Below are 14,370 nucleotides of genomic sequence, written 5' to 3'. Positions count from 1 at the left end.
GGGCCCTATTCCCCGTCAACGCGCGCGGGTTACGCAGGTGCGCACTGCGTTACGCGATTTCGGAACCGCTAGTCTCGTAAGTGGGTTGTTTCCGAGACCCGAAGTCTCGTAAAGGCGTGTCATGCGGACGGGACGACCCAGGGACGAAAAAGTGCGCCTGGCCATTCTCACGGCGGCGCAGGAGCTGGTGCTGGAGAAGGGCTATGCGGCGGTGACGACCGCTGATGTGGCGGAGCGCGCGGGGGCTGGGAAGCAGACCATCTACCGTTGGTGGCCGGGCAAGGGGGCGCTGGTGCTCGACGCGTTCTCCGAGTGGGTGAGTCAGGCGCCCCGCATGAGCCGGCGCAAGCCTTCCCTGTCCTCGACGTTGGTGGAGTTCTGCCGGGGGGCCTCGGAGGCGGCGCCCGTGCTGCGAGCGCTGATGGCGGAGGCGCAATTCGACGAGGACCTCCACCGGCGGCTCATCGCCCAACTGGTGCGCCCGCGGGGTGACGAGCTCCGGGCGTGCCTCGCCGACCGCCGGCCCGCCGACCGGGAGCTCGTGGTCAACGTGCTCTCCGGCCTGGTGTGGCAGCGCCTCATGCTCAATGAGCCACTGGACGCACGTTTCGTGCGCTTCGCGCTGCGGGTGGTTCAGCGCATCTGAGGTGGGCGGCTCTGTTGGGGGCCAACCGGGGAGGCGTGGAACGCGGTGGCGACTCGGGGGCCGCCTGTGCTAGCTAGCCGGAGCCACTTGACGCTCCGATGGCGGCCGCGACATCTCGTTGCGACCGTAGGGTGTCCTCGAGTGGCTCCGCCAGGCGTGCGCCTCTCGAGCATTCACCACGTTGTTGCTGGAGGCTCACATGTCCTCGTCTGAACTTCCCGTTCTCGAGTTCGTCCTCACGAACTACAAGAACTTCAACGCGCGCGCGACGCGCGATGCGCTCCTGTCCTACTGGGAGCACGTGTCGAACGGTGGCCGGATGTTCTGGAGCGTCGCGGGCGCGATGTCGTCGGCGCAGCTCGGTATCACGCTCGCACCGGCCATCCGGGAGGGGCTGATTCACGGCCTGTCGGTGACGGGCGCAAACATCGAGGAGTCGCTCTTCCGGCTCGTCGCGCATACGGGGTACAAGGACTTCCCCGAGTACCGCTACTTCACCAAGCAGGACGACACGCGAATCCTCGAGGCGCGGATGCGCCGGGTCACCGATACGAGCATCCCCGAGGACGAGGCGTTCCGCGCGGTGGAGAAGATTGCCGTCCCGATGTGGAAGGGCGCGACCGAGAAGGGCGAGCGCCGCTTCTGGCACGAGTACTTCTACGCGTTCATCCAGGCGCTCGACCCCTCCGCGTATGAGGGTGACCCGGAGGCCTGCTGGCTGCTCGAGGCGGCGCGGCACCGTCTGCCCATCGTCGTCCCTGGCTATGAGGACTCGACGTTCGGCAACATCTTCGCGTCCTACGTGAAGGCGGGCGAATGCAACGCGAGCATCGTCAAGTCTGGCATTGAGTACATGGCCGACTTCTACGACCGCTACGAGGAGATGTCCGAGGGCCGGGGTGTCGGCTTCTTCCAGATTGGCGGCGGTATCGCTGGTGACTTCCCCATCTGCGTCGTTCCTTCGATCAAGTACGACCTGCAGAAGCCGGTGAAGCCCTGGGCCTACTTCTGCCAGATCAGCGACTCGACGACGTCCTACGGCTCGTACTCGGGCGCGACGCCCAATGAGAAGATCACCTGGGACAAGCTGACCGAGACGACGCCGATGTTCGTCATCGAGTCGGATGCCACCATTGTCGCTCCGCTGATTCTCAGCGCCCTGCTCGAGTGCAAGCGCAATCCGGAAGCGGCGAACGCGCTCATCGCGAAGCACCAGCGCTAGCCGTCTCAGCAGGCGGGGCGGCTCGCGCCGCTCCGCATGTGGGAATGGCGTGAAGATGCCACGACGCACGGGATGCCGTGCGTCGCGGTCCCCCCCAGTCAGCCGGGCTCCACGGATGGCCAGGTGAGCCGCACCCTCGTTCCGTGTGGCGCCACGGCGCTGAAGGCCACGTCGCAGTTGAACCGGCGCGCCAGCCGCTCCACGAGCGACAGGCCGATACCGAAGCCCGTGTGCTCGGGCTCGACCCGACCGAAGCCCACGCCTGTGTCGGAGATGCTCCAGCCCTCTGGCGCGATGTGGATGACGATGCGCCCCTGGTGCGTATAGGCGAGCGCGTTCTTGATGAGGTTGCCCAGCATCACTCGCGCCACGGACCCCGGAAGTGGCGCGAGGACCTCCTCTTTCGCCTCGATGACGAGCGCCACGTTGCCGTGAGGGCGGTGGTTGCCGTACAGCGTGACCATTTCGCGGGAGATGCTAACCAGTCCGCACGCTTCGTCGGAGTGGCCTGACCGGGCCAGCCAGAGGATGCCCTCCGTCAGCAGGCCCATGTGGTGAATGGCCTGCCGCAGACGGCCGAAGGTCTCCGTGTCCGCGGGTGGGTCCAACTCCAGTATTTCCACCGCGCCCTGCGCCACGGCGAGGGGCGTACGCAGTTCATGGCTCGCGTCCCGGTTGAAGGCACGCTCCCGTTCCAGCAGTTCCTGGATTCGGGCATCCCGGACACGCAGGGCTTCGGCCAGGGCCTGCACCTCGGTGACCCCGACGTCCTCTTCCCGCGCCGGCGTATCCGACTGGACGCGTGCCACGAGTTGTTCCAGCGGACGGCTGAGCCTCCTCGCGACGACAAGGGAGAGCCCGGCGGCGCCCAGCAGGGCCAGCAGGGCACTTGCCAGCAGCAGTCCGGACGTCTGGCGCAGGTGACGGGTGGTGCTCGTCAGCGCCGTCGTGTCCAAGACCACGTAGCGCGTCGTGCCAGCCGACACGCCCGGTCGCACCGCGACATGGAAGTGCCCACGGCCCTGGGCAAAGACCTCGTATTCGCCGCGAGGTGTGTCCAGGGGGAGCGCGTCTCCGAGCCAGGACGGAAGGCCTTCGTGGCCGACATAGGCCGTCATTCCAAGTGGGATGGCCCCCGTGTCATCCCTGCGTCCGTCCGCCGCGGTGGCGACGAACCGAGCGAAGATGGCGTCTTCGAGGTCGTAGCTGAAGAGCGTGAAGAACGTCCCCATCAGGACGAGCGCGAGCGCCGCGGACATGCCCATGGCGCCCAGGAGGAGACCTCGGACCGACCTAGTCCTCGCACGCATCCAGGCGGTATCCCTTGTTGCGGAGGGTGGTGATGCAGTCGCTCATCCCCAGCTCGGCGAGTGCTCCGCGCAGGGCATAGACGTGGGTGCGCAAGGCACTGGACTCCGGCGCATCGTCCCCCCAGAGGTGGTGGGCCAGTGTGGCTGTCGATACGGGCTCGGGCGCGGCCTCCATCAGCAGCCTCAGGAGGAGCGTCTCGGTCTTGTTGAGGTGGACGGTGCGCGCGCCTCGCCGTGCCTGGCCCGTGTCTGGCTCCAGCATCAGTGGCCCCACCGTCAGCCGTCGTCCGCTCGGAGGCACGGGGCGCCGCGCCAGGGCTTCGAGCCGCAGCCGCAGCTCCCTCAAGGAGAACGGCTTGACGAGGTAGTCATCCGCGCCCGCGCGGAAGCCTTCTTCCTTGTCATCGAGGGTGTCCCGCGCGGTCAGCATGAGGATGGGCACCAGCCGGGGAGCGAGCTGCCGGTAGCGTTGACACAGCTCGATGCCACTCATTCCCGGCAGCATCAGGTCCAGGACGATGACGTCGTATTCCTGGCTCAGCGCGAGCGTGAGGCCCTGGGGGCCGGTGGCGGCGAAGTCGAGCTGGAAGTCCTTTCCCAGAAACCTCTCGATGTTGGCCTGGAGGTCCAGGTTGTCTTCGACGACGAGCACTCGCATGGGTGGGCAGGTTATCAGCCGCCACGTCAACCGGAGGTCAACCGGGGGTTGACGCGTGGCTGACGCGGAGGGCGGCAAGGTGACCGGGCTTCTGACCTCTGGGAGAGCCGAGATGACCCGCTTGCTGTCGCTGTGCCTGCTGCTTCTATCCGCTTCTGTGGCCCGTGCCGCCGCCCTGGAAACGTCGTTGGACGTCCGCGGCGCGGATGGAGAACGCATCCCCACGCGGGTGTTGGAGCCGGAGGGCGCCGCCGCGAATCCACCCATCGCCGTCCTCCTTCACGGCCTTACGCGCCGCAAGGAGGACTGGCTGTCGAACGAGGGGCCAACCCACGGCGGTGTGCTGAAGGATGAACTGCTGCGGTCCGGCTACCGCGTCTATCTCCTCGATGCACGCCGGCACGGAGAGCGGGCGACGCCCGAAGCCAGGCCGGGAGCGCTCGCCAAGCGGGCCCATCAAGGGGACCCCTCGGGGTACGTGGCGATGATTGCCGACACCGTCCGCGATGCCCACGTGCTGCTGACTACCGTACTCGCGAAAGGCCAGCCGCCCCGGGTGCTCGTCGCCGGGTACAGCATGGGCGCCCAGGTGGGAATCCTGCTGGCGGCGCGTGAGCCCCGCATCACCCACCTGGTCACGATGGTTCCACCCCACATCGACCCGTCGATGGAGGAGGTTGCCCCCTCGCGTCACATGGCGACCGTTCACCAGGACTGGCTGCTGCTGACGGCGAACAAGGATGACTTCGCGCCTGTCGCGGACAGCCGCGCCCTGTTCGATGCCGCTCCGTCCCGTCGCAAGACACACAAGACCTTCGACAGCGGGCATGTCCTCCCACGGGAGTATCTGGAGGAGGTGCGCCGCTGGCTCCATGCGGAACGCCGAGTGCCTGGCCGCAAGGGCCCATGAGGAGCCCTTACCGTGGGCCGCCCAGGGTCCGGAGGAAGAACAGGCCCACATCGTCCCGGTAGTAGCGGCTGGCGGCACCCCGAGGCGAGTGCGGCTGGCCGGGCATGATGAGCAATTCGAAGCGCTTGCCCGCGCGGATGAGCGCGTCCGCCATCCGCATCGTCACGGAGAGCGTGGCATTCACGTCGCTCGTGCCGTGCATCAGCTTCAGGTGGCCCCTCAGCCTGTCCGCAATCGCGAGGTTGTCGCCCGCCGCGTACCCCTGGGGATTGACGCTTGGGAGGTTGAGATAGGGCTCGTTGATGATGGCCTCTTCCTCCAGCGCTCCGGGGGCTACGGCGTAGCCCGCCTTGAAGAAGTCCGGCGCCGTCAGCATGCCGCGCAGCGTGAAGTAGCCACCCCACGAACCGCCGTGGATGCCGACCCGCTCCAGGTCCATCCATGGGCGCGTGGACGCGGCCTGCTTCAGCCCCGCGACGTAGTCGGGAATCTCCGTCTGGCCCACGCGGCCGTAGTTCGCGTCCTGGAAGGACTTGCTCCGTCCGGGGCCACCCCTGGGGTCCAGCAACACCACGATGAAGCCCAACTGCGCCAGGCCGCTGGCGGTCAGCGAATCCGAAGTCCCCAGGAAGGTCCAGGGTACAACGGTGGTGAACGGCCCCGCGTAGATGGAGGCGAGCACGGGGTAGCGTTTCGAGGAGTCGAAGTCGCGTGGTTTGTAGAGCACGCCGTGGAGGGGCGTGACGCCGTCGGCCGCCTTGACGAGCAGCGCCTCCGGCCGCGTGTCGCCGAGCAACTCGAGCTCACTGGCATCCGACGTGGTGAGCCGCACGCGCTTGCCACCCTCCACGGACACCAGCTCCCTCAGCCGGGGCTGTGTCCGCGAGGACCATGTGTCCACGTAGTACTGGCCCGAGGGGGACGGCGTGATGCGGTGCATCCCCGAGCCCGAGGACAGCCGCTTCAACGCGCCTCCCTTCAGGCTCCCCCGGTAGAAGAGGTGCTCGTATGGCGCGCCGCTGTCGGCGGAGGCCAGCACGTAGAGGGCATCTCCCGTGGGGGCGACTCCCACCACTTCGTGCACGGGAAAGGCGCCTCGCGTGAGCTGCCGCACGTGCTTCCCCGAGCGGTCATACGCATACACGTGGCGCCAGCCATCACGCTCGGACATCCAGAGGTAGCCGCGTCCTCCTGGCAGCGCCGTCACCTGCTTCGCCCAGCCGCCCACCGCGAAGTCCAGTCCGGTGACGAAGGTCTCCGGGCGCTCCTCGCGCAGCACGTGCCGGCGCTGGCCCGACGCGGGTTCCACGACGGTCAGGTCCAGCCGCTTGGCGTCACGCGAGAGGTGGAGACACAGCGCCTCGGTGCCCTCGGGATTCCAGCCGGCGAACCAGTCATACGTCTCGCCCTCGACGGGCGGAATGCGCGTCACGCGGCCCGTCGCCACTTCCACGACATGGAGCTCCGCGCGCGGCAGTGGCGTCCCGGACTTCGTGTAGGGCACCGTCGTCACCTTCTCCAGCGCGGAGGAGTAGTCCACGACGGGCACCTGGTGAACGGTGCGGAGGTCATCTCGCCACACCACCAGGAAGCGGCCATCCGGTGACCAGGGACGCTCCGGAATCCGCCAGTCGAGGTTCGCTTCTCCCGTGCGCGCGACCACGGTGGCACCTTCCGCGTTCAGCACCGCGAAGCCGCCTTGGCGTTGCACGGCGAGCGCGCCGCCTTTCGGCGCGAGGAAGTGCTGGGGCGACAGCGTCAGCGCGGCCCGGTCCTCCGGCGACAGCAAGGTGACGTGGCCACCTGACAGGCCCAGGCCAAAGGTCTTCCCCTCCAGGCGGAACACGATGCCCTGCTCATCCGGAGCGAGCTCGACGTCGAAGAAGCGGGGCGTGGTGATGGGCTTGCCCAGCAGCGCCGAGAGCTGCTGCCTCAGTTGCTCCCCGGAAAGGAGTGGCTTCAACTCCCCGGTCTTCGCGTGCGCCAGCACCCACGTCCCGCCGTCCTTGCCCTCACGGGACCAGAAGACCAACCGGTCGCCCTCACGCAGCCACCTGGGGGGGACCAGGCTGTCCCGCAGGAGTTCCGCCCGGCGAACGAACCGGTCCGCCAGGTCCAGCTTCGCCTGGACCTGCGCATCCGGCGTGGCTCCGGAGGGGGCGAGGGGGAGGGGAGTGTCATCCAGCGCCAGGACGGGGGCTCCCATCAGCGCCGTGAACATCAGGCCGAGGGGAACGAAGGGGAATCGCATGCGCCGATGGTAGGAAGCCACATCCTTCACGACCAATATATCTTTTGATGCGCATTGAGATGAATATCGTCTCGATATGGAATTCCGTCAGCTCCAGCTCTTCGTCGCCGTGGCGGAGGAGTTGCACTTCGGACGCGCCGCCGCGCGCATCGGCATGGCCCAGCCGCCCTTCAGCCAGCAGATTCGCCGGCTGGAGTCCGAGCTGGGAGTCGAGCTGCTCACGCGCACGAGCCGCCGAGTGGCCCTCACCGCCGCCGGGAGCCGCTTGCTGGAGGATGCGCGTGCGTTGCTGGCCCGGCGCGCGGATGTCATCCATTCGGTGCAGCAGGCGGCGAGTGGAGAGACGGGCACGCTGCGTGTCGGCTTCGCCGCGTCGTCTGCCTTCGGCGTGCTGCCGGACATCGTGCTGCGCTTCCGCACGCGGTTCCCGAAGGTGAAGCTGGAGTTGGACGACAGCGAGACGCTGGATGTCGGCGCCGCGCTCGCCTCGGGTGAGCTGGACATCGCCATCATCCGGGCGCCGTTCCGTCACGAAGGGCTCACCGTCGAGCGGCTGCTCCAGGAGCGCTTCGTGCTCGCCCTGCCAGCTCGACACCCGCGAGCCCGTCAGCAGGTCGTCGCGCTGTCCTCACTGGCGAACGAGCCGTTCGTGCTCTTTCCGCGTCACTCCGCGCCGGGTCTGCACGACCTGGTGACGAGCATGTGCCTGGCCGCGGGTTTCTCTCCGAACATCCTCCAGGAAGCCAGCTCGTGGCCGTCCGTCGTTGGCATGGTGGAAGCGGGCCTGGGGCTGACCATCGCTCCCGCGTCCTCCCAGGCGCTGTGTCCCAAAGGGGTGGTGTTCCGCCCCCTGAGCGGCGCTCCCGGACACGCGGAGCTGGTGGTGGCCTTTCCTGGAACGCGGCCCGCGCCCGCGGCGCAGCACTTCCGCGTCCTCGCGCATGAAGCTGTCTCCCGCTCTGGCAGGAGTGCTTCTGACTGAGCGGCACTCGCGCCTCGAAGCCGTGGCACGAGGCGCACGTCATGCGCGGAGGGCACGCCCTACATCCGTTCGCCAGGCAATTGGCTGGCCTGCTTCACCCAGGCGGCGAACTGGGCCTCGTCGAGCGGCTCGTCCTCGCGGATATCGAGGTAGCGCGTGTCCTGGCTCTTGGACGCACCGGGTGGGATGGGGCGCAGCGAGGTGCCGCGGAAGAAGGCCACCTTGATGTACTTCGCGAAGCAGTGGATGCCGAGGAACCATCCCTGGCCCTCGACGCCATACATCGGCGAGTTCCATTTGACCGCCTTGCTCACGCCCGGGATGGTGCGCTCGATGAGCTCGTCGAGGCGGTGCCCGACGTCGCGTTTCCAGCCCGGCATGGCCTCGATGTAGGCCCGGATGGGGGCGTCGCCGTAGCCCTTCGCAATCTGCGGATTGCCGCCAGAGAGGAGGACCGGCTTGGCGGCCGCAGCGGGGCTCTTGCGCCTGGCCGCGGTGGCCTTGGGCGCTGCCGCCGATTTCTTCGCCGTGGCCTTCTTGGACTTGGGGGCTGCTGTATTGAGCGCGACGGCCGCGCGGATGAGCGCCTTGAACGCCTTCGCGTTCAGCGCCTCACCTTCGTGAATGTCGATGGCGCGCCTGACGTTCCCGTCGAGGCTCGAGTTGAAGAGCCCGGCGGGATCTTCCAACGAAGCGCCCTTGAAGAAGGTCAGCTTCACGGCCTTCTTGTACGCCTCACCCGTGCAGATGCCCCCGTCGTGGGACCAGACCGGCGTTCCCCGCCACTTCCACTCCTCCACGACCTCCGGGACGGCCTCCTTGATGAGGGCACGCACCCGCGCGAGTGTATCGCCTCGCCAGTCACCCAGTTCGGCAATCCTTTCGTTGATGAATTTCGATGCCGAATCGCCATCTGTCTTGGTTTGACTCTTCATCTACCTGCCTTCCCGTGGAGCGGCAGTGTTGCCCACGTTTCCTGCGTCCGATAGCACTCTGGTGGGGTGTTGGAAACAAGGGGGGCATCCGGTGGAGGCCTCCGCATCCGAGCCTCTCGCCTTGGCGGCATGGGGCGCGCAGGGGAGAGGCACTCCTGGTGCAATCGCGGCTGACCGCCAGTTTCAGTCGGCGCGTCGTGCCCCTTGGCGGTGGACGGGTGTCATTCGTCCTCATCGCTGGCCCGGCCCTCGCCGCAAGTGCGGGTGAGACGGGCGCTCATGGGGACGCCAGGGTGTGGCCGAGGTTGCGGTCCACCACGGTGAAGCCGACGGACTGATAGAGGGCGGGGGAGGCCGGGTTGTCCGCGAAGGCGTACACGATGGCCCGCCTTGCGCCCAGCATGTGCATGCGCCGGAGCCCTTCGTGTAGGAGCGCGCGCACCAGCCCGCGTCGCCTGTGCTCTGGGGCGCACGCCACCGGTTCGAATTCGCCCACCGCGTTCGCCTCGTCGAGCCAGCCCAGCGCGCAGGCCGCGAGGCTTCCGTCGGGTGCCTCGGCGACGAGGTCCAACGCAGGCTGGTAACCCGGTGCCTCCATGAGCCGCGCGTACACCTCCGTTGTCACCCGCTCGGAGCCGAAGCCGCGCCGGTGTACGAGGGCTCGCGGGGCCACCTCCTCGGGGCCCCGCACCGCGCGCACCCGGTAGCCCGCGGGCAGCGAAGGCGGCGGAGACGGCACCGCGTGTAGCGGCAGTGCGAGGTGCAGGTAGCACCCGCCCGTGGTGCGCCGCCAGCCCCGCCGCTGCAGCGCCGCGAGCAGCGGGCCGTTGCTCTCCAGTGCCCACACGGTGGCAGGCTGCGGGGTGCGCTCGTGGCGTGCGCGAACCCAGGGAAGCACATCCTCCGCGAAGGCGTCAGCGTGCACGAGCGGGTGGACGAGCAGGTCCACATCTCCGTTGCCGTAGGCCCACGCAAAGCCAGCGAGCTGCCCGGGCGCGTGTTCCCACAAGGCAATGTCCTCCCGCGGCCGTACCTGTGCATTGCGCAGCAGGCGCCAGGTCAGGTCTCCCACCGCGCACTCCACGTGGGGACCTCGCTCCGCCCAGGCCTGTGCCACGAGGTGAGCCATGGTGTTGAGGTCGGCCACATCGCGATAGGGGCGGAGGCAGAACATCGCTGCTCAATACACCAGACAGGGCGTGATTCGCACTCGTGGATGGGTTGATTCAATGGTGCGCATTGCCCTTGGCGCACCTGTGACGCAGCGACCGGGCTTTGGATAGACACAGGGGGCGGATGCAAACGGAAGGCGGTTCGACAACGAACGTCCGCTGCTCGCCGCGGTGGCCCGTCTCCAGAAGGACAAGGGCAACCCCGCGCTCGTGAAGCTGCTGCTCGAGGCCGGAGCGAGCACCGACATTGAGCGCTACGGTTTGTGTCAGGCGGTGCTCCGCTCTCCCGGAACGACCGCGCCCAACTCGAGGCGCGTTCGCAGCCAGCCTGCCAGTGCTTCTGCCTGCTCCTGGCGGGGGAAACCGGCGATGGCTTCCTGGCGCCCCCCTCCGTCGGCGGTGGAGAGCTCGAGCGTGAGATGGTAGCGGCTCACCTGCCCCCCCTTCCGTGTGGGCGCCTGGGGTTCGACGCGGAGCGACCGCACGTCGCGCCACTGTACGGCCAGCCGGTGCTTCCGTTCGGAGAAGGGCGGTAGGGAGAGGCTCCGCTCCTGGGGATGGAGACGGAGGTCGTAGTGCCCGGCCTTCACCCGTGCATGTGACCACCGCCCGACGAGCACACCGCTGACGATGACGACCCCCCAGGCCCCCACGGCCACGGGCAGCGGTGCATGGAGACCTACAGTGAGTCCTGCGAGCGCGACGCACGCCAGGGAGGTGCCCACCAGAACCAGGGACACCCAGGTGGCCGTCCACGGCCCCTCGAGCGTCACGTACTCGCTGCCGTCTTCCCGGAAGAAGGTGGACAAGAGCGGCGGTTCCGGCTTCCAGGCCCCCACCACCAAGGTGCCCAGCCAGAGCATCACCAGGTTGAAGGGCATCAGGAGCATGAGCGTGAACAGCTGCGACCCATCCATGCCCGTCTCCAACACCGCCTCCGAGGGCTGGCCGGGCCGGTAGTACACGGGGATGGTGGCCCCGAGGGGGTAGCGTGCCACCAGCTCCTCCGCGAATCCGCGGTCCCCCGTGCGCCACATGGAGGGGCGGGCCTTGCTGCCCTCATACTGCTGCCCGTCGACGGAGTAGGTGTAGGCCACCTTCAGGCCGTAGGTGGTGGTCTTGTTCGAGCGCACCGCATCCACCTCGCTCCGGGTGATGGTGCCCTGCACGGAGGGCCAGCTCTCCGTCTGCATCTGGAGGACCATGCTGGAGACGGTGAAGTAGTCCGCGGCCACCGTGATGGACGTCCACAGCGCCACGAACGCGAGCAAGACGGCGGAAGAGACCACGCGAAAAAGCATGGCCTCAGCCTACAGGGATACCCTGGATTGAAAGAAACGGGCCCGGGTCACCATCAATGGCGTCCTTGAGAGCGCTGCGACTGGTTACTTCAACACCTTGAAGGGCGTCGCGGAGGGCGTCATCGGGTCCCTCTCGACGGGCCGGGCCCCCTCATCTTAGGCGGCGCCATGGGCGCGCTGGGCAGCACCTAGGCCGCTCCGCAGCCGGTGAAGGACATCGCCAACCAATTGACCCCCACCGCCGCCACTGATAGGACGTCGTGTTATTGAGAATGAGTATCAATATCGACATCATCCTCGCGCCTTCGAGCCCTGCCTGTACACCGTGACCATGCCCACACTTCGTTGCTGGCGGGGTGCCCCCGCGCCATCCTCTTTGGTCCCCACGCTCGCACTCCTCTCCGTGCTGTCGATGGGCGTCGCGCGAGCCCAGGATGCGAGCGAGACCTCGGCGCCGGCGACATCCGCTTCCCCCTCTAGCGGGACGCCGCACCCGCAGGCGCCGGAGGGGGAGGGCGGGCCTGCGCCATCCGGTGGGGTCGTCCCTCCGGTGCTGCTGGCCCAGCCAGAGGCTGTCTATCCGCCCGAGGCACTCGCCGCAGGGCTTGAAGGCGCGGTGAAGCTCCTCCTGACGCTTGATGCGGAGGGCCGGGTCACGCGCGCGGAGGTGGTCGAGGGACTTGGACACGGACTCGACGAGGCGGCCGTGAGCGCGCTCGAGAATGCACGCTTCTCCCCGGCGATGCAGGACGGCAGCCCTGTCCCCTGCCAGTTCGAGTTCATCCACCACTTCGTCCTCGCCCGTCCTCCCGAGGTCGCGCCGCCAGGCGCCGAGGATGTCGCCCAAGTCGCGTCCGACACGCCCGCGGAAGAGGCGACCGCGCAGCCTTCCGAAGAGCCAGAGCTTCCCGCTCCCCCTGGCTTCACCTCGGTCGTCCGCGCCAGGTCGACCGAAGCCCGCGCCCTGGTGCGCGGCTCGGAGGCGGTGGACGTCGTCGAACTGGAGAAGGCCCATGAGCGCGCCGAGGACCTCGCGGAGGTGTTGACGCGTGCCTCTGCCGTGCAGGTCCAGCGGACGGGCGGAATGGGGAGCCGGACCCAGCTCTCGCTCGGGGGCCTCTCCGGCGACCAGGTGCGAGTCCTCCTCGACGGGGTCCCCATCGAGTACTCGCCCTATGTCTACGGACTCGGAAGTGTGCCGGTATCGCTCATCCGGCAACTCGAGGTCTTCAACGGCGTCGTCCCGGTGCGCCTCGCGACGGACGCGCTGGGCGGTGCCATCCACCTGCGCTCCGACCTCGCGAAGCCCGAAACCGGTGCGTCCCTGTCGCTCCAGGGCGGGTCCTTCGGCAGCTACCGAGGGACTGGCAGGCTGACGTGGCGGGCCCACGAGCACGTCTTCGTGCGGGCCGCGGGGTTCCACGACCGCGCGCAGAACGACTACGTCGTCACCGTCCCCGTGGATGACCCGGCGACGGGGCGCGTCTCGCCGCGCGCCCTGCGCCGCAACCACGACGCCTACCGGGGCACCGGAGGCGATATCGAAGTGGGGTTCGAGGCACTGCCGGGCATCGACCGGCTCGTGCTCAATGGCTACCTCGGCCGCTACGACAAGGAGGTCCCACACGATCAGTTCATGATCCAGCCCTATGGCGCGGTCACCTCCGCGCAGGAGAGTTGGGGCCTCGGGCTTCGCTACGAGGTGTCGCCCCATGAGCGGCTGAAGGTGCTCGCCATCGCCGGGTACAACCAACGTGTGGGCGAGCTTCTCGACGCCTCCGACTGTCTATACGACTGGTACGGCGCCTGCCGTGCGACGCGGGCGAGGGCCGGGGAGATTGGCTCGACGCCGCTGGAGAACACCCAGACGCGCCAGACGTTGTTCGGGCGCGTGCGGTTCCTCGGGACGCTGCTCGACCCGGAGGACCTCGAGGTTTCGCTCGGCGTCGATGACAGCGACCGAAGCGGCGAGAACGCCTACCTCACCCGTTTGCAGCAGGAGGACCCCCTCCGGGTGCCGCTCGCGCTCACGTCCGCCTTCGGAGGTCTCTCCCATCGTCAGCTGCTCTGGGACGGCAGGTTGGAGAACACCGTGTTCGTGAAGGGCTACCTGCAGCGCTTCGCCTCGGGAACGAGGCAGGAGGCCGCGGAGCGCCGGTGGGCCGGAGGCTTCGGTGACACCTTGCGCTTCAGTCTGACGCGGGGGCTGCTCCTCAAGGCGTCCTATGAGCGGACCACGCGGATGCCGCGGGTGGACGAACTCTTCGGCGATGGGGGACTGCTCGTGGAGAACTCGGCGCTCGTCCCCGAGTCGAGTCACAACGCCAACCTGGGCGTGGAGCTCCTCCCCATCGTCACGTCCGTTGGCCGCTTCGGTGCCAACGCGGTCGCGGGCGTCCGAGACGTCGAGAACCTCATCCAGCTCTTCCCCGGCGACGCCACGCAGGCCTACGAGAACGTGGACCACGCTCGCTCCTTCTCGGCGCACGCAGGCGTGGACTGGGACTCACCCGGCGACTGGGTGGGGCTCACCGGCACCGTCACCTGGCTCGACTTCCGCAACCTCGCGCGGGAAGGCCAGTTCGCCCGCTTTCAGGGGGACCGCATGCCCAACATTCCCTGGCTCCAGGCCTCGGCGACCGCGCGGTTCCAGAAGCGTCAGCTCTTGAGCTCCCAGGACGCTCTTGGCCTGGAGTGGACGACCCGTTTCGTCGAGTCGTTCTACCGCTCCTGGGAGAGCGCCGGACGGGGCGGCGACAAGGCGCGGGTGCCCACCCAGGTGCTGCACTTCGCCGCGCTCACCTACCGCTCCCGGTTCGAGGGGCGCGCCTTCTCCTTCTCCTTCAACCTCCAGAATCTCACCGACGCTCCCGCCTTCGACATCGTCGGTGTCCAGAAGCCGGGCCGCGCGTTCTCCGCGCGCGCCACGGTTGATCTCTGAGCGCCCGCTGAGGCGCTTCGAGTCTCCTCGCAGGAACCCTTC

The 14,370-nt window shown here is 68.1% G+C and carries 11 protein-coding genes and 1 pseudogene; 5 read left to right on the top strand and 7 right to left on the bottom strand.

What is annotated here, in order from left to right; all coding sequences use genetic code 11:
- The first annotated feature begins 151 nt into the window (after positions 1–151).
- Positions 152–646, top strand: coding sequence for a TetR/AcrR family transcriptional regulator (locus F8M74_RS18470; protein ID WP_228559975.1), 495 nt, complete (start codon positions 152–154; stop codon positions 644–646).
- A 199-nt stretch (positions 647–845) separates the two neighbouring features.
- Positions 846–1,868, top strand: a complete 1,023-nt coding sequence (locus F8M74_RS18465) for a deoxyhypusine synthase family protein (RefSeq protein ID WP_141254792.1) — start codon at positions 846–848, stop codon at positions 1,866–1,868.
- Between the two features lie 98 nt (positions 1,869–1,966).
- On the opposite strand, the gene F8M74_RS18460 is transcribed toward F8M74_RS18465, so the two are convergent.
- Complete coding sequence (locus tag F8M74_RS18460; protein ID WP_228559977.1) at positions 1,967–3,178, bottom strand: HAMP domain-containing sensor histidine kinase; 1,212 nt, start codon at positions 3,176–3,178, stop codon at positions 1,967–1,969.
- The gene (locus F8M74_RS18455; protein WP_141254790.1) at positions 3,162–3,836 is read right to left on the bottom strand and encodes a response regulator transcription factor; all 675 of its coding nucleotides are present in this window, start codon (positions 3,834–3,836) and stop codon (positions 3,162–3,164) included. The genes F8M74_RS18460 and F8M74_RS18455 overlap by 17 nt, the downstream gene beginning before the upstream one ends.
- Positions 3,837–3,948: 112 nt before the next feature.
- Between F8M74_RS18455 and F8M74_RS18450 the strand changes: the two genes are divergently transcribed.
- Complete coding sequence (locus F8M74_RS18450) at positions 3,949–4,746, top strand: alpha/beta hydrolase (RefSeq protein ID WP_141254789.1); 798 nt, start codon at positions 3,949–3,951, stop codon at positions 4,744–4,746.
- A gap of 7 nt (positions 4,747–4,753) precedes the next feature.
- Here the strand turns inward: F8M74_RS18450 and F8M74_RS18445 are convergent, their stop codons facing one another.
- Entirely contained in the window at positions 4,754–6,997 is a 2,244-nt protein-coding gene (locus F8M74_RS18445) for a DPP IV N-terminal domain-containing protein (RefSeq protein ID WP_141254788.1), read from the bottom strand.
- A 76-nt stretch (positions 6,998–7,073) separates the two neighbouring features.
- Here F8M74_RS18445 and F8M74_RS18440 point away from each other — a divergent pair, with 76 nt between their 5' ends.
- A complete protein-coding gene (locus tag F8M74_RS18440) occupies positions 7,074–7,979 on the top strand; it encodes a LysR family transcriptional regulator (RefSeq protein WP_141254787.1) in 906 nt (301 codons plus the stop codon).
- Positions 7,980–8,038: 59 nt separating this feature from the next.
- Here F8M74_RS18440 and F8M74_RS38650 read toward each other — a convergent pair whose 3' ends face one another.
- The 4 genes and pseudogenes from F8M74_RS38650 to F8M74_RS18420 all read right to left on the bottom strand — a co-directional run bounded on the left by F8M74_RS38650 (position 8,039) and on the right by F8M74_RS18420 (position 11,387).
- Positions 8,039–8,359 carry a DUF1801 domain-containing protein gene (locus F8M74_RS38650; RefSeq protein ID WP_306441939.1) on the bottom strand — a complete coding sequence of 107 codons (321 nt, stop codon included), beginning with the start codon at positions 8,357–8,359 and terminating at the stop codon, positions 8,039–8,041.
- 171 nt (positions 8,360–8,530) lie between these two features.
- Positions 8,531–8,914 (bottom strand): annotated as a pseudogene (locus F8M74_RS38645) (DUF1801 domain-containing protein); the annotation flags it as partial.
- A gap of 277 nt (positions 8,915–9,191) precedes the next feature.
- A complete protein-coding gene (locus F8M74_RS18425) occupies positions 9,192–10,088 on the bottom strand; it encodes a GNAT family N-acetyltransferase (protein ID WP_141254786.1) in 897 nt (298 codons plus the stop codon).
- A gap of 264 nt (positions 10,089–10,352) precedes the next feature.
- Positions 10,353–11,387, bottom strand: coding sequence for a DUF3592 domain-containing protein (locus tag F8M74_RS18420; protein ID WP_141254785.1), 1,035 nt, complete (start codon positions 11,385–11,387; stop codon positions 10,353–10,355).
- A gap of 550 nt (positions 11,388–11,937) precedes the next feature.
- Between F8M74_RS18420 and mxcH the strand changes: the two genes are divergently transcribed.
- The gene (mxcH, locus tag F8M74_RS18415; protein ID WP_239004927.1) at positions 11,938–14,328 is read left to right on the top strand and encodes a TonB-dependent siderophore myxochelin receptor MxcH; all 2,391 of its coding nucleotides are present in this window, start codon (positions 11,938–11,940) and stop codon (positions 14,326–14,328) included.
- The last annotated feature ends 42 nt before the right edge of the window (positions 14,329–14,370 follow it).

This window comes from Myxococcus sp. CA023, from assembly GCF_010998615.1.
Taxonomy (GTDB): domain Bacteria; phylum Myxococcota; class Myxococcia; order Myxococcales; family Myxococcaceae; genus Myxococcus.
Note: the sequence above shows the minus strand (reverse complement) of the source record. Positions and strands in the feature narration are given on the sequence as shown.